Origin of the sequence: Microcoleus sp. Z1_A1 (assembly GCF_036700305.1) — a bacterium.
Taxonomy (GTDB): domain Bacteria; phylum Cyanobacteriota; class Cyanobacteriia; order Cyanobacteriales; family Microcoleaceae; genus Microcoleus.
On the sequence record NZ_JAUBOR010000030.1, the window covers coordinates 30,855 to 49,034 of the forward strand.

Below are 18,180 nucleotides of genomic sequence, written 5' to 3' on the forward strand. Positions count from 1 at the left end.
TCCCCGTCGCCTCTGCCGAATCCCGCAAATGGTTCAGACGTGGGACTCTACGATAAAATAAATTGTCTAGATATCGATATTATTACCGCAGAACGATCGACATCCATCTTAGGTTTGAAGTGTCACCCTGCTCAAGTCAAAAGTTCCTCTGGTTATTTCCCTATTATTGAGCGCGATTTGCTTTTCCAAAAGTAAAATGATCGTTGTTAGAAACCGATGCAAAACCCACGCAATACTGAACCCCAAGCAAAAATCGACCCCTCTGTTTCAACGGATTCTAACAAAGCGTTTTACCCAGCCCCGCCTTTGCCAACTGATGTAGGGATGGTTCTGCAATTGGCAGATGGTAGCATTCAGGGGTGCAATTGTCACGCCCAGGAGCTGTTGGGGATGACAGCAGAACAGATGCTCTTATGCACTTCAATCAACAGTCGCTGGCAGACTCTGCGTGAAGATGGCTCGGATTTTCCCGGCGAGACGCATCCGGCGATGGTGGCGCTGCAAACCGGGCAACCATCCTCAAATGTCATCATGGGCTTTGAGCGGCCACAGGGAGAATTGATTTGGTTGACGCTCAATTCTCAACCTTTATTTCAGGGAGATCGATCGACTCCCTATGCGGTAGTAACAACCTTCACTCCTATCGCTCAGCCTCAACCCGAACCAGTCTGTAACGCGCCCGCGGCCCAACTGTCAGACACCCTCGAAAGTATTTCGGACGGGTTCTTTGCTTTGGATCGAGACTGGCGATTTACCTACCTCAATTCGCAAGCGGCGCGGTGGCTGAATCGACCCTCGAAAGATTTGATTGGCAACAGCATTTGGGAAGAGTTTCCCGAATCAGTGGGCAGTTTGTTTGAGATCGCATCTTGCACCATTCTCAAGAACGGGCAAGATGCCCGTTTCACAAAAGATGAATTTTCTTCTTGTGGAACAGGCATCTTGCCTGTTCGGGAACAAATTACGGTGAGTTTTGAATTTTTTGATCCGCCACTCAATGCTTGGTATGCGGTACGAGCTTATCTCATCCCATCGGGACTTGCCGTTTATTTTCAAGATGTCACCGAGCAGAAAGCGGATCGGGCTGATTCAATTAAACAAGCACAAACTTCGCAGCAACAACTAACAGAAATCGAGGCGATTTATGCTAGTGCGCCGATCGGACTTTGCTTCCTCGATACCGAGTTGCGGTTTGTCCGCATCAACGATCGGCTAGCAGAAATAAACGGAGTTCCAGCCGCCGCCCACATCGGCAAAACATTGCGCGAAATCTTGCCAGAAATGGCAGATGATTTAGAGCCACTTTACCGACAAGTTATTGAAACTAAAGTTCCACTTCAACAGCTCGAACTTAGCAGGACGAACTCAGCACAGCCGGGAGTCGATCGCGATTGGCTGTTGAGTGTCTATCCACTCAGGGCCGAGGACGATCGCGTTTTGGGAGTGAATGTGACGGTGCTAGAAATTACCGATCGCAAAGCTACTAAAAAAGAAATTGAACGGCTCAACCAAGAACTAGAGCGACGAGTCAATGAACTGGAATCGATACTTGATGCTGTACCCGTTGGCATTACGATCGCCCGCGACCCACAGTGTAAAGTAATTCGCGCTAACCGATTTGCCCAGTCGATGTTGAAAGTGCCGCCGGATACCAATGTTTCTGGAACCGGAGAGCAAGCCGCAACCCTTCCCTTTAGACGATTCCGCAACGGAGAAGAAATTCCAGGAGAACAACTCCCAATGCAACTAGCTGCGGCTTCCGGCGTCCAAGTGCGAGATGTGGAAATTCAAATGGTGCGCGAGGACGGGGTAGCCTTTGATTGGTTGGTGAATGCGGTGCCGTTATTTGACGAAGAGGGCGCAGTTCGCGGCTGTGTGGCGGCGTTTATGGATATTAGCGATCGCAAACAAGCTCTTGCTGCTTTGGGTCGTTCCGAGGAACGCTATCGCACTTTGTTTGAGTCCCTAGACGAAGGTTTTTGCGTCATCGAAATGCTGTTTGACGCCAACGAAAAGCCGATCGATTACCGCTTTTTGGAAGTCAATCCTGCTTTTGTGAAACAAACCGGACTCGAACAAGCTACAGGTAAAACGGTGCGACAGCTCCTTCCAAATCACGAAAATTATTGGTTTGAGATGTACGGCAAAGTCGCGCTCACGGGGGAACCATTGCGCTTTGAACACGGCTCGGAAGCCATGAACCGCTGGTTTGAGGTTTCGGCGTTCCGCACTCCTGAGCCGGACAGCCGCAAAGTTGCCATACTTTTCAAAGACATCAGCGATCGCAAACAATCGGAGAATCTGCTGCAGCAACAGTCCGAGCAACTGCGACTGTTCGTCAAACATTCGCCTGCGGGGGTGGCGATGTTTGACTGCCAGATGCGGTATATGCTGGTGAGCGACCGCTGGCTGGCAAGTTACGGGCTCGGCACTCAAAACATTGTGGGCCGATCGCACTACGACATCTTTCCCAATTTGCCCGATCATTTCAAACAAATCCACCAGCGCTGTCTGGCGGGAGCAGTCGAAACCTGCCCTGAAGAGCAGTTTCCCCGCCCTGATGGCTCGATCGACTGGGTGCGCTGGGAAATTCACCCTTGGCGAACCAACACTAATGAGATTGGCGGCATCATGATTTTTTGCGAAATCATCACCGAACGCAAAAACGCTGAACTCGCGCTCTCTGGGGCCAACCAACAAGTCAGCAATATTATAGAAAGTATTACCGATGCCTTTATCGCGATCGATTCACAATGGCGCTTTACCTACGTTAATGCCACAGCAGAAAAACTGCTTTCTCGATCGAGAAACGACTTGCTAGGTCGATCGATCTGGGAGGTATTCCCCGCCGAGAAAGAATCCAATTCAAGGGCATATCAAGAATTTCATCGAGTTGTTTCCGAACAAGTTTCTGTCAAGTTTGAAGAGTTCTCGCCCTCGCTCCAAATGTATATAGAAGTGAGCGCCTATCCTGCGGCCGAAGGACTTACGGCTTATTGGAGCGATATTAGCGATCGCAAACGCACGGAAGAAGAACTGCGACAAAAAAATGCGATTTTGAACGTAATTAACGAGTCAGCACCCACGCCCATTTTTGTCAAAGATCGAGAAGGACGGATTATTTATGCCAATCCAGCCACGCTGGAAATAATGGGCAAATCTGCTTCTGAAGTAATTGGTGGTCGCGATATCGATTTATACCCAGTAACAGAACTTGCAGTCGCAGTCACGGAAAACGATCGGCGGATTATGGAGTCGGGACAAACAGAAGTCCTCGAAGAATCTCACGATGGCATTCGCACATTTCTGGTAATGAAAGCTCCCTACCGCAATCAGGCGGGAGAAGTCATCGGCCTGATTGGCATCTCCAGCGAAATCACAAATCGCAAACGAGCCGAAGTCGCCCGGGAAGAACAAACTAAGTTACTGCAAGTCATCATTGACAGCATTGGCGATGGTTTAATTTTGGCAAACCAACAAGGGGAGTTTGTGTTGTTTAACCAAGCCGCAGTGGGGGTATTCGGTCAGCTATCGAATGAAAAATCTTGTGAGGAATGGTCGAACACCTACGGACTATTTTTGGCAGACCAAAAAACCCTTTTCCCCGCCGCTGAACTACCTCTAGCCAGAGCAATAAAAGGTGAATATGTCAATGATGTAGAGGTATTTGTCCGTCGCCAAGATACCGAAGGTCGCTGGATCAGTATCAGCGGTTATCCGGTAGTTGATATTAGCAACGAAATCAAAGGCGGAGTGATTGTCTGTCGGGATATCACAGAACGCAAACAAGCAGAAGCAGCGCTGCAAGAAAGCGAAGAACGATTCCGCACTATGGCTAACAATGCTCCTTTTATGGTATGGGTAACAGACTCCACAGGCTATTGCACTTTCTTGAGCGAAACCTGGTATGAATTCACAGGTCAAACTGAGGAAACAGGTTTAGGATTGGGTTGGATAAACGCGCTGCATCCAGAAGACCGCGAACAGGTCAAGAACGCATTTTTTACCGCCAAGGAACGCCAGGAACGGTACAGCGTTGAATATCGCGTCGGGCGCAAGGATGGCGGATATTCTTGGGCGATCGATGCGGCGGCTCCCAGATTTTCCGAAAGCGGACAATTTGAGGGTTATATCGGCTCTGTAATCGACATTACAGAACGCAAACAAGTGGAAACCGACCGTGATATAGTTCTCCAATTAGAACAAACTGCCCGCACGGAAGCCGAGCGAGCTAACCGCATTAAAGATGAGTTTCTGGCTGTGCTTTCTCACGAGTTGCGATCGCCCCTGAATCCGATTTTAGGCTGGTCGCAACTGCTCGTCGGCGGCAAGCTGAACGCCAGTCAAAGTGCCAAAGCTTTTGAGACTATTGAGCGCAACGCCAGACTGCAATCTCAATTAATCGAAGACTTGCTTGACGTATCTCGGATTCTGCAAGGAAAACTCAGATTGAATGTTGCTCCAATGAATCTGGCAACCATTATTCCATCTGCTGTGGAAACCGTGCAATTAGCAGCGGAAGCTAAAAAAATTCAAATCCAAACAATCTTAAATCCCGATGTCGGGCAAGTTCTCGGTGATACAAGTCGCTTGCAACAAATTGTGTGGAATTTGTTATCAAATGCTGTGAAATTCACGCCAGAAGGCGGTCGAGTAGAAGTTCGATTAGGGCAAATCGAACACCAAGCTCAAATTAAAGTTACGGACACGGGTAAAGGTATTCTTCCCGATTTCTTGCCTTATGTTTTTGACCATTTCCGACAAGAAGATGGCGCAACAACTCGCAAATTTGGCGGCTTGGGACTGGGATTGGCGATCGTTCGCCAACTGATCGAACTTCACGGCGGAACGGTGTTTGCAGAAAGCGCAGGAGAAGGTCAAGGAGCGACGTTTACGGTGAGATTACCGCTATTAAATGATGATTCTAGAAGGCAGGAGGATGAAGCCCTCAATTGGTCTGCTTGTCCCGCTCTCTCATCCTTGCCCCTAGCTGGATTGAGAATTTTGGTGGTAGATGATGAACTCGACTCGCGAGATTTTGTGGCTTTCGTGCTTGAGGAAGCGGGTGCAGAGGTGATTTCCCTGTCATCTGCTGCTGAGGCGCTAGAGTCGATCGAACAAACTGCACCGGATTTGCTCGTCAGCGACATCGGAATGCCCCAGATGGACGGATATATGTTGATCCATCGCATCCGCACTCAGCTTGCGCCTGAGTATCGGCAGTTGTTGGCGATCGCCTTAACGGCCTATGCTGGAGAAGCCAACGAGCGCCAAATTTTGCAAGCCGGATTTGACAAACACTTAGCCAAGCCGATCAATTCGACCCAGTTAGTTGCTACTGTAGCGCGATCGATCGCCCGTGAGCGCCTTGAAAATAAAGCCTGAGCGATCGGTAAGACATGGCACTGTAGTTGATTTAGCTCATTACAGCACCCGCGTTTTGCGTAATTTCAAACTGAATTTGCCCCTTAAAAATATTATCCCTGTTTCTTCCCTCGAACGTCGAATCTCGAACCTCGAATCTCAACATCCATCCATTAAATCCGTTAAATCCCTTACATCCGCTACATAATCCGTTGCCGAACTCCCTTGCGATCGCCCCTAAAACTTCGCTATTATAAAAAGTTGCAGTTAAAACCCCACAACCCACGATCATGGCCAAGCGCGTTCAATTAGTTTTAAATAAAGATGTCAGCAAACTCGGCAAAGCTGGCGACGTAGTAGAAGTAGCCCCAGGCTACGCCCGCAACTACCTAGTACCCCAAGGCATGGGATTTAAAGCCACTCCAGGCATTCTCAAGCAAGCAGAGCGCCGCCGTGAAGAAGAAAGACTGCGCCAGCTAGAGCTCAAGCAGCAAGCTGAAGTCCGCAAAACCGCCCTCGAATCGGCTGGGCCTTTCATCATTTCCAAGCAAGTTGGCGAAGCTGACGCGATTTTTGGTACTGTTACCAACCAAGAAGTAGCAGAACTGATTTTCAACTCTACCAGTCAAGAAGTCGATCGGCGCGGCATCACTCTGCCCGAAATTCGCCAAACTGGTACATACAAAGCTGAAATCAAACTACATGCAGAAGTTACTGCCGAAGTTGATATTCAAGTGGTTCCGATGTAATTAAGAGTTATCAGTCATTAGTTGTTAGTCATTAGTCATTAGCTAACAACTAAGCACTGCTAAGTAAGGACTCAGTAACGCTAACTTGCAGATTGAGAACCGGAGCATCTCTGCAGAGAGTAAGAAGCATTTTTTCAGGAGTGCGAGATCGAGAGAGCGTGAGTCTGGTATAAACGCGAGCTCGCGACAGATCGCACTCCTACAAAACCTTACACTGATAATAACTAATGACCCCGCCGGAAAAACGGACACAAGCCCCGACGCTCCTGATGGTCGAACCTACAATTTTAGGATATTGTTCAAGCTCCCAGATTCATCTGTAGAGTAAATCTAAAATCGAAAATCGAAAATCGAAAATCTACAACCTAAAACCTAAAATCGAAAATCTACAACCTAAAACCTAAAGCCGAAAATCTAAAACCTAAAACCTAAAACAGAAAATCTAAAATCTAAAATCTAAAATCTAAAATCGACTGACTGAGGACTATTGACTAATGAGCGATTTGATGCCGACAAATATAGAGGCAGAAGAAGCAATTTTGGGCGGGATTTTAATTGACCCCGAAGCTATTTCCCGAATTGCCGAACTGCTGCGCCCGGAGTTTTTTGCCATCACCGCTCATCAAGTCATTTATCGATCGGCATTAGGGCTATTTTTACAGGGCCAACCTACCGATTTAATGACGGTAACAACTGCGCTAACCGACCGCAACCAGTTAGAGCAAGTAGGAGGACTAACTAAATTAGCACAATTAGTCGATCGCACAGTTTCCGCAGTCAACATCGACCAATATGCAGTTTTAGTTGAAGACAAATATCAGCGCCGCAAATTAATCGAAGCTGGCAACAACATAGTACAATTAGGTTACGAGACAGCAGTACCGCTAGAAACAGTCTTAGACCGCGCCGAACAAGAAATTTTCAGCATAACTCAAGAACGCCCGCAACAGGATTTAGTGTCGATCGGCGAAACACTAAACCAAACATTTCAAGACCTAGAAAATCGCAATGAAGGCCTCACACTTCCCGGTATTCCGTGCGGTTTTTATGACTTAGATGCTATGACAGGAGGCTTTCAGCGATCGGATTTAATCATCGTTGCAGCCAGGCCGGCGATGGGCAAGTGCCAAGCAGCCTCTACCGTAATAGTAGAAAGTGATGGAACTGTTTCTAGTATAGAACAAATCTATCAAAAACGTCAAGCTGAATTACTAACATTAGGAGAAGATTGGCAATTTCACCTAACTAGACCATCAGCTTTTATAGATGATGGAATTAAGCCTGTATTTCGGGTTACAACAAGACTGGGACGATTTATAGAAACTACAATTACACACCCATTTTTAACAATTAAGGGCTGGCGGCAGTTGAGGGAAATACAAGTAGGCGATAAGATTGCTGTTCCCCGCAGGATGAATGTTTTTGGTAAAGAAACCATCCGAGACTGTGAAGTTAAATTATTGGCTTATCTAATTGGCGATGGGTGTTTGACACGCAGCGCGCCACACTTCACCAATGGAAATACTGCTATACTACAAGATTTTGCTGAAGCTGCTACTAGCTTCGGAGGTCTTAAGCTGCGATTTAACGATAAAGGGAGACGCGCACCAGAATATTATGTCATGGGCGATCGAGAAAGTTACACAGATAGTATAAAAAACTTTGGTTATAATTTAGAACTAATCCTTTTAAAACGAAATTTTGACTCTAAAAAATTAGCGCTAGAATTGAAAGTTCCACCGCGATTAGTCCGGTCTTGGGTGGAAGGAATAGCATTTCCCAATCAAGAATTATTTAGTGGCATTTGCAGAGTTTTAAGAGTAGATCCAGAACACCTTGCCGATGAGGGAATGGATGTTATTAATACAAGTCATAAAAATCCCCTGAGAAATTGGTTAGAAAAGTTAGGTCTGATGGGAAAAAATGCTCATGAGAAAACCGTACCGGACATAGTGTTTAGATTGCGGCGATCGCAAGTTGCCCTTTTCCTCAACCGCCTCTTTTCAACTGACGGCTGGGCAACCCTACTTACCAGCGGTCAATCTCAACTAGGCTACTGTTCTGTCAGCGAAGGACTAGCCAGACACGTACAGCATCTACTGCTGAGATTTGGCATCATTGCAGCCCTCAAAAAGCGTTCTGTCAAATACAAAAATACTCGTAGACCAGCTTGGCAAATCGATATTACTGATGCAAAATCAATCAAAACATTCATATCAGAAATTGGCATTTTTGGCAAAGAGGTAGCCTTATTCAAAGTAAAAGAAGCATTAGAAAATAAAGAATCTCACAATAACCGCGATTTGATTCCTGTAGAGGCGTGGGAATACCTAGCATTAGCAAAAGGCAACGAATCTTGGGCATCCTTAGCAAAACGCGCAGACATCAAAGGTCACTCAAATATCCACGTTGGTAAACGTGCGCTGTCCAGAGAAAGATTTTTAGTTTTAGCAACGGCTTTAGATAATTTATGGCTGAAAAAACTGGCAGATAGCGAGGTTTACTGGGATGAAATAGTTTCTATCGAACCGATGGGAAACAAGCAAGTTTACGACTTAACTATCCCGGAGACACACAATTTTGTGGCTAACGATATCTGCGTTCACAATACAGCTTTCTGTACCAACATCGCCCATCACATCGCCGCCGGACAGCAAAAATTGCCGGTTGCCGTTTTCAGCTTAGAAATGTCGAAAGAACAGCTAGTGCAGCGTATCCTGTCGAGTGAAGCCAAAATAGAAAGCAACAGGTTGCGATCGGGTAGAATCAGTCAAAACGAATGGGAACCAATCAGTACAGCCATTGGCAATTTATCAGAACTACCACTATTTATTGACGATACTCCCAATATTACCGTCACAGAAATACGATCGAAAGTCCGCCGCCTCCAAGCAGAACAAGGCGGAAGCCTAGGATTAGTCTTGCTAGATTACCTGCAATTAATGGAAGGTACTAGCGACAACCGTGTGCAAGAACTATCTCGAATTACCAGAAGTCTTAAAGGTTTAGCCCGCGAACTCAACGTGCCGATTATTGCCTTATCTCAGTTGAGTCGGGGTGTGGAAGCGAGGACAAACAAGCGGCCTATGATGTCTGATTTACGCGAAAGCGGATCGATCGAGCAAGACGCGGATTTAGTAATTATGCTCTACCGCGATGAATACTATAACCCTGACTCGCCCGATCGCGGAATAGCAGAAGTAATTATTACCAAACACAGAAACGGGCCCACAGGAATCATCAAACTATTATTTGACGCCCAATATACCTGCTTTCGCAATCTGGCATCTCCGAAGCGATCGTAAATCAACCAGAACATACACAGAAACCCGGTTTCTCAAAAAAAACCGGGTTTCTAAACACCGTAAAAGTTTTACGTTGAATTAGATTGAGCTACCTAGCCACCGATTCTCAACAATTCCACATCAAAAATCAGCGTAGCATTAGGAGGAATCACCCCGCCCGCACCGCGAGCGCCGTAACCGAGTTCAGGGGGAATAATCAACTTGCGCCGGTCTCCAACTTTCATCGTACCGACACCTTCATCCCAACCCTTAATTACTTGACCCACGCCAATTTTGAACTGAAAAGGTGAATTGCGATCGCGCGAACTGTCAAACTTCGTGCCATCCTCCAAAGTTCCAGTGTAGTGTACGACAACCGTCTGCCCGGTTTTTGGAGTCGCCCCCTTACCCTCTGTCAATTCAACATATTTCAGACCTGAATCTGTGGTGACAGTTTTCTCAGTATTAACAGTTTTCTCAGTATTATCAGTCATGTTATTGCCAGCGATAGTAGCTGGTACCTTCGGTAAAGTAGCATCAGCTACTAGCAAGCTATTTTCATTCAAAGACTGCGCTGACAACTTCTCAATAGCAGTCTCGGGTAAAAGATTGTTCAATTCGGCTGCAACTGCTTGGGACCCAGAACCGCCCATTTGAGCGACTATCAAAAACAAAAAGCAAACCAGCATTACTCCCAAGCTGACTAGAACTCCTCGCAAAATTAATCCTCCTAATACTTTTAACCGCGATATCTCAGATATCTAAGACATCTAGTACAACAAGAACTACCAAATTTTATCTGAACTTTTCCACCAAAAAACGGCAGGTATCAGATAATTTTAAAGGCAAAAGTATGAAGTCAAAATGTTTGTTATTCTACATAAATGGCTTCTACATAAGTGCCTTTTTTAGCCTTCTGCCTTCGGGTGACAATCTTATCACAAGATAGCAGCCAACTTCTCGCGGGCGTTAGCGAAGCTTGCAGAAGAGGAGCGAACTCAGCGCCAGTTACGGTTTTCTAAATCCCGCATCTGACGTTCCAAACGATCGAGCCTTCCCCGCAACTCATCCATTTCGGACTGTCGGGGGACTCCCATATCTTGCAGCATATTCCGTAGTTGCCGCTGCAACTGCGTCTCCCAATTCCCCTGTTCAGACTTGATGTGCTCCGTCATGTCATCGACAAAGGTTTTGGCTTGCTCAGGATTGATTTTGCCATCTTTGACCCATTGCTCGCTGACTTCCTGCAATTTCTCTGCCACCAGAGAGGTAGTACCAATGCCCAGCATTACCAGTTGTTTGAGTAAGTTGCTATTGTTATCCATAGATTTTTCCTAATGTTTGCCCTTTGATACCCGATCGGCTCAGGTCGCCTGCAGTCGCTGCGAAACCATCTGTAAACTTAAAGTTACATCAGCGCACACCTACCTTTCTATTTTGGAGCATCCAGCCGCCTGATGGCGAGCCGATCGCCCATTCTCGGCGTTCGGAAAACCCGCTAATGAGCCTACCCACCACATTACCCCATCACCCTGCTGTCTATGCCTGATTGCCCCCGCTGTCACCAACCTGTAGACGCCCAAGCGCTCGCCTGTCCACACTGCAAAATCCCCCTCAAAGCTTTCGGTCATCCGGGTATCCCTCTTTATCGATCGAAACCCGAAGAATTTCTGTGCGCTACCTGTATTTATCACGAAGACGATACTTGCAACTACCCGCAGCGTCCTTTTGCCAAAGAATGCACGCTTTATCACGATCGAGCTGAGCCACTTGTGCCACAGACGATTCCTTACAGCAGCGGCGACGGGCTGCAATCAATCAAAAATTGGTGTCAGCGCCATCTGGTTTGGTTAGCATTATTAGGTTTAATTATTATTAGCATTGCTCTGTCGATTTAATCTCACATCTTGCACCATTCTGAAGAACAGGCTTTCCGGTCTGTTCCACAGGAGATTAATTTTCTTGTGGAACAGGCCGGAAAGCCTGTTCATAAAAGGCTTATTGACAATGGTACAACATCTCAGTTTAATCTGATTGTACAAAGCGTAGAATAGAGAGATATCTGTTAATCTGGGTTGCTCTATTATTCTCTAAATTATTCATGAGCTACGTATTCGGCATCGACGGCGGCGGCACTAAAACAATCTGCCTTTTAATGGATGACAACCACCTTGTTTTAGGACGGGGTGAAGCAGGGCCGTCCAATTATCAAACCCTGGGAATTGAGACAGCCAAAGAATCCATCCAATTGGCGATCGAACGAGCAGTTCTGTCCGCTAAAATCGAGACGAATAGCAATCTCAACATAGAAGCAATTGGTCTGGGACTAGCAGGCGTCGGGCGTCCAAAAGATCGTGAAATAGTGCAATTTGTAGTGCAGAACTTGCAGTTGACGAATACTTTACCAGTAACCCGATCGTTCCTGCCCAGGAATATAGTAATTAGCAGCGACTGCGCGATCGCACTTGCTGGCGGTACAGGTTATCCAGTAGGTATCGCCGTTATTTCAGGAACAGGTTCGATTGTTTTCGGGCAAAACCGTCAAGGAAAAACTAAACGAGTCGGCGGTTGGGGATATATTTTAGGCGATGAAGGCAGCGGATATAACATTGCCCTTCAGGGTTTGCAAGCTGCTTTGAAGTTCTATGACGGACGCGAAGATTTTACCGTGCTTGCGGAAAAATTTCAAACGCATTTAGGCCTCAATAACCTAGAAGAATTGGTAGAAGTCGTTTACGGGCGCGGTTGGGGAGTCAAAGAAATTGCTGCTTTAGCGCCGATTGTCCAACAAGCCGCAGCAGAGGGCGATCGCGTCGCTGACTGCATTATCAATAATGCTGTAGCAGAATTAACCTATTCAACCAAAATAGCCATTTCAGCGCTATTTAACCAAACAGAAGAATTTGAAATTGTGATCGTAGGAGGTGTGTGGGGTGGAGAGGCAAATTGCCGAGGTCGGTTTGAAGCAGCCATAAGTGCGATCGCCCCAAAAGCTAAGGTAATTTCGCCCCGATACGAACCAGCTTTCGGTGCTGGATTGCTAGCCTTAAACGCTCTCAACAATTAATTGTTGACTGTTGACTGTTGACAAGCGAAATATTTTACACCTACTTTCCAGCTTCCAGATTCATCTGTGGAGTCAAGTCTAAAATCTAAAATCTAAAATCTAAAATCTAAAATCGACTGGCTGTTGACTATCTTCCTTATCTTCCCGATCGCCCCTGTATTGGGGATTTTCTCGATTTTTCCAAATTTTCAACTTCTTGATTATCAACCTTATCTTCCCAACTGGTAGAATTCCAGCCTGCCATAATCAAAACATCAGATGAATGCGAAACCAGAAACAAATTTAGCAGTAGTGCGTTCCTAAGTAAACAAAAACCGAAGCAAGGAGACAATTTATATGATTACTTCTCAAAAATGGCGTTCAGCAACAGCAGCAATCCTCGCACTGGGCATTACAGTGGGAACCAGCGCGCCGCTGGTGGTAGCTACTCCCGCAGAAGCCCAACAAAGAATTTCCCAATTTGATAGCATCCGAATTCCGTCGGGCAGTGTAATTCCAGTTAGGTATGAAAAAGACAAAATAGTTGTCACCCGCGAAGAAACTTCACCTTTAACTTTAACAGTAGCGCAAGACATCCGCACACCTCAAGGCAGAGTGTTAATCCCCGGAGGCAGCCAGATAGTCGGGGCACTGCAACCTGTCAGAAGAGGCAATCAAATCGGTACTCAATTTGTTGCCAGAGAGTTAATTATCAGCCGCCGCCAACGCTATCGGATTGATGGCTATTCGGGAATTATTACCCGAACCGAAAGAGTCCAAAAAGGTGCTGGCACAGGTTCAGTAGCGCAAGGTGCAGCCTTGGGTGCTGCTGCTGCGGCTGCACTCGCAGGCATTACCGGCGACAAAGCGATCGCGACTGAAGAAGTATTGGGAGGCGTTGGGATCGGCGCTTTAGCTGGAGTATTGTTGGGGCGGCGCAGCGTTGACGTGCTGGTGATTCGCCCGGAACAAGATTTGGCAGTGAGATTGCGATCGGACATCGTGCTCCGCTAATATTGGTATCTTCCGAATCAATTATTTGCAGTAAAACATTGTCGATCGCTAACTTGTGGTCTCCCGATAATTGGCTAGGCATACTTTTAAGGTTGTGCCTAGCCATGTTTGTTGGCGGAATTATTGGATGGGAGCGCCAACTCAGAAATAAACCAGCGGGATTGAGAACTCATATGCTAGTTAGTATGGGTTGTGCGCTGTTTGTTTTAATGCCGCTGGCAATGGGGAAAAATGAAAACGGAGGAGATGCTGTAGCGCGCGTAATTCAAGGCGTTGCTGCCGGGATTGGGTTTTTGGGAGGCGGAGAAATCCTGCGGCAAAATCGACATGAAATAGGCAAAGTTGAAGTTCACGGGCTCACATCTGCCGCCGCTATTTGGGTGTCAGCAGCTTTAGGAACGGCTGCAGGATGCGGGTTGTGGCAACTGGCCTTAATTGGCGCTTTAATGTCGCTCTTTGTTCTGAGAGGAATTAAAGAGTTAGAGCGTCGAAGTCGTAGGAAATAGTCTCAGTGATGATAGAAAATCGGGTATTATAACCGTTATAACGTTTGGAGTGACGACGGAAGTACGAGCTAGTTTTATGACGGTTAAATTACTCACTACGAACTAACTTTATTACGGTCGATGGAGGGAAAATAATATTAGCTGTTTCATACCAACCCCAGTTAATCATTGATCGTAAATTGTTTGCCATTATCCCAGCCATATCTGTCAATAAGGTGAAAAAGGAGCGTTACACAATTTGAGGATGATTATTGTGGGCATTGGTGTTAACTTAACGTTAAACCCTTATTCCAGCACGGGTTTCAACAAGAGTCTCCATCAAAGCGAAAGTCCTCGCTATGAGGACTAATGAGTTCTTCAGTCCTCTTTGAGAGGACTTTTGCTCTCTCGACAGGGAATTCATTCCCTGGCGGACTGACGGGTAAGCGGGAGGACTGGCGGACTAAAAGCTTAAGTTGACACTAATATATTGTGGGGGGTTCCGCCTGCGGTGAAAATACACGCTTTCGGGCTAAGCTGTCGCGCATTTAAATTGTATATTCAGGGCGGGCGGGACGCCCACCTCACAAGACTTTGATTTTTTTTGACATACAATTTAAATGCCGCAACAGCTTACGAGAGCCCATTCCACAAAAAAACAATCAAAATCATCCCGCAATTATGCAACGGCTAAAAAGTGGCTAAAACGCTGGAAATCTCTGCTTGGGGCGAGCGAGAAATATTCTCGATTTGATAGATAATTAACCATAAGCTGTCGCGCATTTAAATTGTATATTCAGGGCAGCCAGGACGCCCAACCCCTACTCCCCACAAAACTTTGATTGTTTTTTAACAGACAATTTCAAGGTAGAACAGCTTAAACAACATCTCAATAATAATGCTCAAATTTTACGAACCAAACACTGTGACTACGCCTTGACAGGTCTGGTCATCCGGTCATCCAGCCTGACCTTTGATGAGTGAAGTCCTCACTATCCACTTAAATCTTCATTTTAATATTTATTTCAATTTTAGTGAATTTGCTTAACACCCCTTGAAGCAAAATACCAATATTTTTTAAATTAATTAGTATATAAATCAGCCAATAATTATATGCTTTCACCCTTTATTTTAAATAAAGCTTAATATTTATATCCCCAGATGATTGAATAACAAATTAATTCCTATCATGGAAATTTGGCATTTTAATCACTTCCAAAGACTCTTGCCTCACCCGACCCGCCATCGCAGCTAACTGCAAGCTCATAAAAGCATTCAAATCTTCCAAATCACACTTGGCTGAGGAAAAAATCTTCTGCATTTCATTTTCTGCTTCCAAACTCAGATATCCAGCGGCAATAGCTTGTTTTACAACTTCACGAACCTGCACGGTAAAAATGTCCCTTACTAAATTTTAACTAATCAAAAGCCAACTAATTACTAACAGGAAGTTTCGGAAGCCGTCTCGCCAAAGATTTCAAACTTTTTTAGCTCGCGAGACTCTTGTTTCACTCCTCCAGACATAGCTGCTAGTTGCAAAGCCATAAAAGCATTTAAGTCTTCCAAGTCATAATGGGTGGTAGTTAACATCCGCCGCAGTTGATTTTCGGCTTCAAGGGTTAGATAGCCCAGAGCCAGAGCTTGCTGGGCGAGGTCGCGAATTAGTACCATAACACTTCGGGATTTTATTGGTTCAAGCCTAAGTATCGAATGTTTTCACAGAATCAGCAGTGACGGCTATTGCTCAATAGGTGTGACATTGTGACGGGCCACTCGTGACAGCCGGAGTCGCAGAGTGTGACTAAGTATTTGCACTGTTGTGACGGAGATCACGCGGGGGATACCAGAGGAGGAGTCGGAGAGTGGGGAGTCGGAGAGTGTCCGGGTGTCTGGATGGGGGAGTCGGAGAGTATCCGAGTGGAGGAGTCGGAGAGGGGGAGCATTTTTCTTCTTCCCTGGGACTAATGACTAAGGGTGAGAATTAAATAAAATCCACTTTTCATGACTGTTGTGGGATGGGCCTAAGAGCCCGTCCCACAAGAAAAAAGGGAAATTATTTAATTGACGATCCTAATGACCGAAAGCGTCTAGGATACAAGCCCCCGGGTTCATCCGTCCAGAAATAAAAAACCTGTATCCGATAAAGGAGCCCCCGAATTTATCCGTGCGGTCAAGGCTTCAATCTAAAATCTCAAATCTAAAATCTAAAATCCATTGACTACTGCCTTCTACCTTCAGAAGACGCTCAACGTCTATAATCAGCAAGTTAAATATTTACTGCAAGACATATGGAAGCACCACATAAAGATTTGCTACAACAAATAGCCCGACTATCGGAAACTTATGCTAATTTGGCCGATCGCCTATCAATGGCAGCAAAACAACTGCAAGACTCCGGCCTTCCTCCCTCCGACAGCTTGCTGCAAGAAGTTGCCGCCTACAGTCGCAACTTTGCCGCAGTCCAAAAACAAGCTCTCGATCTCAACAAATCCGGTATCGCACCGGGGGAAATTACTTCCCTCAAAGACATTCAAAACTTAGTCGAGACTGCCTCCGCTTCTGAAGGTAAAGCAGAAATTCGCGATGCAGCATTGAAAGTGATCGATCGAGTATTGGCGATCGCCCACCGCGAACAAAGCGACTTCGCACCCTTACAATCAGTTCATGCCAGAGCCCGCGAACTGCAGCGCGCGATTTCCGAATCCACCCCAACTCAACTGCATTCCGACGCAGAATCCTTAGTCAGCGGCAAACACCCAGTTTCAGCAGTCCTCGCCCTGGTGGAACAGCAAGACAAATTAGACGACGAACAGTGGGTAATTCTCGAAGAAACAGTCAGCGCCGCTTTTGGCAAACAAATAGCCGTAGCCATTTCCAGAGGCAAATTAACCATTGCTGAGATGGTAAAAGCAGCACCTGCAAAAGTCGAACCCGCATTTAAACCAGCGCCAGAACAAAAAATCAGCGCCGAACCTTTGCCAGAAGTGATTGTCATCCCGTCAGGAAATGTGGCACCGAAACAAGTTACAGTTGCGCCACAGATCCAGATTTTGGAATCCCCCGCGCCTTCTGTCCCCATGCACGAGGTAATTATTGTTCCCAGCGTGGAAGTACCTAAGTCTCTTCAGACAACCGGTTCCGGGAACATTGTTTTTGGGGCACCTCGGGACATTCAACAACCGGTGGCAGTAGAGGGCGGTTTGGGAATCAAAGTTTTGGTGCACATTCAGGGAATTGGCGATCGAACTTTCGGTTCTCAAGAATACGCGGGTTCTAAGGGTCAAGGGCGGCGCGTCGAAGGATTTCAAATTAATATCGATCCCCCAATTCCCGGCTTAAATGTCGAGTACATGGCTCACGTCGAAGGTGTTGGCGACACTCCTTGGCTCAGCCAGGGAGAATTGGCGGGTTTTAGGGGTCAAGCGAAACGAATTGAAGGATTTGCGGTGCGGTTGAGCGGGCCGCAAGCTGATAAGTACGACGTATTTTATAGCGCTCACATTCAGAATATCGGCGACACCGACGTGTCCTCCAATGGCGAATATTGCGGTACTCGCGGTAAAGCTTTGAGAATAGAGGGTATCAAAGTTTGGATTGCTCCGTCTGCCAGTGCCCAAAAAGCTGCACCTGTGGGTTTAAAAGTGTTGGCGCATATTCAAGGAATTGGCGATCGAACTTTTAGCGATCGAGAATATGCGGGTACTAAAGCTCAAGGCCGCCGCGTGGAAGGATTTCAAATTAAAATAGAGCCGCCCGTTGCCGGTTTAAATTTGCAGTACATGGCTCACGTTGAAGGAGTTGGCGATACTGCTTGGATCTCGGAAGGGGAGTTAGCTGGATTCCGGGGCAAAGCCAAGCGCATTGAGGGATTTGCCGCCCGCCTGACAGGGCCGCAAGCTGATAAATACGACGTATTTTATACGGCTCATATCCAGAATGTGGGCGATACTCCTGTTACTGCTAACGGTCAATATTGCGGCACTCGCGGCAAAGGTTTGAGGGTTGAGGGGATGACTATTTGGGTTGAGCCGAAAGCCTAAAAAGTGAGAATGAATGGAAAATTTGCAGGGGATTTTCCCTTCATTGAAAACCGGGTTTTTTCACCAAAATATGCCATGACAGTCAGGGGTATTAGGTGAAAAAATCCGGTTTATCGCCATCCAACGACAGGAATTATAGCGCACGATCTCAGAAACCGGGTTTCTGAGTGTATTTTTCGTACTCAACCGAAATTTGTC

The 18,180-nt window shown here is 46.3% G+C and carries 12 protein-coding genes; 8 read left to right on the forward strand and 4 right to left on the reverse strand.

Going from position 1 to position 18,180, the window contains the following annotated elements:
* Positions 1 to 216: 216 nt before the first annotated feature.
* The 3 genes from QT973_RS19220 (at position 217) to dnaB (ending at position 9,418) form a co-directional block, all read left to right on the forward strand.
* Entirely contained in the window at positions 217 to 5,385 is a 5,169-nt protein-coding gene (locus tag QT973_RS19220) for a PAS domain S-box protein (protein WP_333391977.1), read from the forward strand.
* A 269-nt stretch (positions 5,386 to 5,654) separates the two neighbouring features.
* A complete protein-coding gene (rplI, locus tag QT973_RS19225; RefSeq protein WP_333053831.1) occupies positions 5,655 to 6,113 on the forward strand; it encodes a 50S ribosomal protein L9 in 459 nt (152 codons plus the stop codon).
* Between the two features lie 494 nt (positions 6,114 to 6,607).
* On the forward strand, positions 6,608 to 9,418 hold the full coding sequence (dnaB, locus tag QT973_RS19230) for a replicative DNA helicase (protein WP_333053832.1): 2,811 nt from the start codon (positions 6,608 to 6,610) through the stop codon (positions 9,416 to 9,418).
* A 92-nt stretch (positions 9,419 to 9,510) separates the two neighbouring features.
* Here dnaB and QT973_RS19235 read toward each other — a convergent pair whose 3' ends face one another.
* Together QT973_RS19235 and QT973_RS19240 are read right to left on the reverse strand one after the other, a co-directional pair.
* The gene (locus tag QT973_RS19235) at positions 9,511 to 10,116 is read right to left on the reverse strand and encodes an FKBP-type peptidyl-prolyl cis-trans isomerase (RefSeq protein ID WP_333053834.1); all 606 of its coding nucleotides are present in this window, start codon (positions 10,114 to 10,116) and stop codon (positions 9,511 to 9,513) included.
* Positions 10,117 to 10,395: 279 nt separating this feature from the next.
* Positions 10,396 to 10,722: a phasin family protein gene (locus tag QT973_RS19240; RefSeq protein WP_333053835.1), complete on the reverse strand. Its 327-nt coding sequence runs from the start codon at positions 10,720 to 10,722 to the stop codon at positions 10,396 to 10,398.
* Between the two features lie 216 nt (positions 10,723 to 10,938).
* On the opposite strand from QT973_RS19240, the gene QT973_RS19245 reads away from it, so the two are divergent.
* The 4 genes from QT973_RS19245 (at position 10,939) to QT973_RS19260 (ending at position 13,963) form a co-directional block, all read left to right on the forward strand.
* On the forward strand, positions 10,939 to 11,295 hold the full coding sequence (locus QT973_RS19245; protein ID WP_333053836.1) for a zinc ribbon domain-containing protein: 357 nt from the start codon (positions 10,939 to 10,941) through the stop codon (positions 11,293 to 11,295).
* A gap of 203 nt (positions 11,296 to 11,498) precedes the next feature.
* Entirely contained in the window at positions 11,499 to 12,464 is a 966-nt protein-coding gene (locus tag QT973_RS19250) for a BadF/BadG/BcrA/BcrD ATPase family protein (RefSeq protein ID WP_333053837.1), read from the forward strand.
* A gap of 336 nt (positions 12,465 to 12,800) precedes the next feature.
* Positions 12,801 to 13,457 carry a hypothetical protein gene (locus QT973_RS19255; protein WP_333053838.1) on the forward strand — a complete coding sequence of 219 codons (657 nt, stop codon included), beginning with the start codon at positions 12,801 to 12,803 and terminating at the stop codon, positions 13,455 to 13,457.
* A 104-nt stretch (positions 13,458 to 13,561) separates the two neighbouring features.
* Complete coding sequence (locus QT973_RS19260) at positions 13,562 to 13,963, forward strand: MgtC/SapB family protein (RefSeq protein ID WP_333053839.1); 402 nt, start codon at positions 13,562 to 13,564, stop codon at positions 13,961 to 13,963.
* A 1,156-nt stretch (positions 13,964 to 15,119) separates the two neighbouring features.
* On the opposite strand, the gene QT973_RS19265 is transcribed toward QT973_RS19260, so the two are convergent.
* Both QT973_RS19265 and QT973_RS19270 read right to left on the reverse strand, forming a co-directional pair.
* On the reverse strand, positions 15,120 to 15,332 hold the full coding sequence (locus QT973_RS19265) for a hypothetical protein (protein WP_333053841.1): 213 nt from the start codon (positions 15,330 to 15,332) through the stop codon (positions 15,120 to 15,122).
* 50 nt (positions 15,333 to 15,382) lie between these two features.
* The gene (locus tag QT973_RS19270; protein ID WP_333053842.1) at positions 15,383 to 15,613 is read right to left on the reverse strand and encodes a hypothetical protein; all 231 of its coding nucleotides are present in this window, start codon (positions 15,611 to 15,613) and stop codon (positions 15,383 to 15,385) included.
* 617 nt (positions 15,614 to 16,230) lie between these two features.
* Between QT973_RS19270 and QT973_RS19275 the strand changes: the two genes are divergently transcribed.
* Positions 16,231 to 17,982 (forward strand): hypothetical protein, encoded by a 1,752-nt coding sequence (locus QT973_RS19275; RefSeq protein WP_333338630.1) that lies wholly within the window; start codon positions 16,231 to 16,233, stop codon positions 17,980 to 17,982.
* Positions 17,983 to 18,180: the final 198 nt, after the last annotated feature.

Excerpts from the sequence above, each read along its gene's own strand:
- QT973_RS19220 (WP_333391977.1), top strand. The coding sequence starts at position 217 with ATGCAAAACCCACGCAATACTGAACCCCAAGCAAAAATCGACCCCTCT.
- rplI (WP_333053831.1), top strand. The coding sequence starts at position 5,655 with ATGGCCAAGCGCGTTCAATTAGTTTTAAATAAAGATGTCAGCAAACTC.
- dnaB (WP_333053832.1), top strand. The coding sequence starts at position 6,608 with ATGAGCGATTTGATGCCGACAAATATAGAGGCAGAAGAAGCAATTTTG.
- QT973_RS19240 (WP_333053835.1), bottom strand. The coding sequence starts at position 10,722 with ATGGATAACAATAGCAACTTACTCAAACAACTGGTAATGCTGGGCATT.
- QT973_RS19245 (WP_333053836.1), top strand. The coding sequence starts at position 10,939 with ATGCCTGATTGCCCCCGCTGTCACCAACCTGTAGACGCCCAAGCGCTC.
- QT973_RS19250 (WP_333053837.1), top strand. The coding sequence starts at position 11,499 with ATGAGCTACGTATTCGGCATCGACGGCGGCGGCACTAAAACAATCTGC.
- QT973_RS19255 (WP_333053838.1), top strand. The coding sequence starts at position 12,801 with ATGATTACTTCTCAAAAATGGCGTTCAGCAACAGCAGCAATCCTCGCA.
- QT973_RS19260 (WP_333053839.1), top strand. The coding sequence starts at position 13,562 with ATGTTTGTTGGCGGAATTATTGGATGGGAGCGCCAACTCAGAAATAAA.
- QT973_RS19270 (WP_333053842.1), bottom strand. The coding sequence starts at position 15,613 with ATGGTACTAATTCGCGACCTCGCCCAGCAAGCTCTGGCTCTGGGCTAT.
- QT973_RS19275 (WP_333338630.1), top strand. The coding sequence starts at position 16,231 with ATGGAAGCACCACATAAAGATTTGCTACAACAAATAGCCCGACTATCG.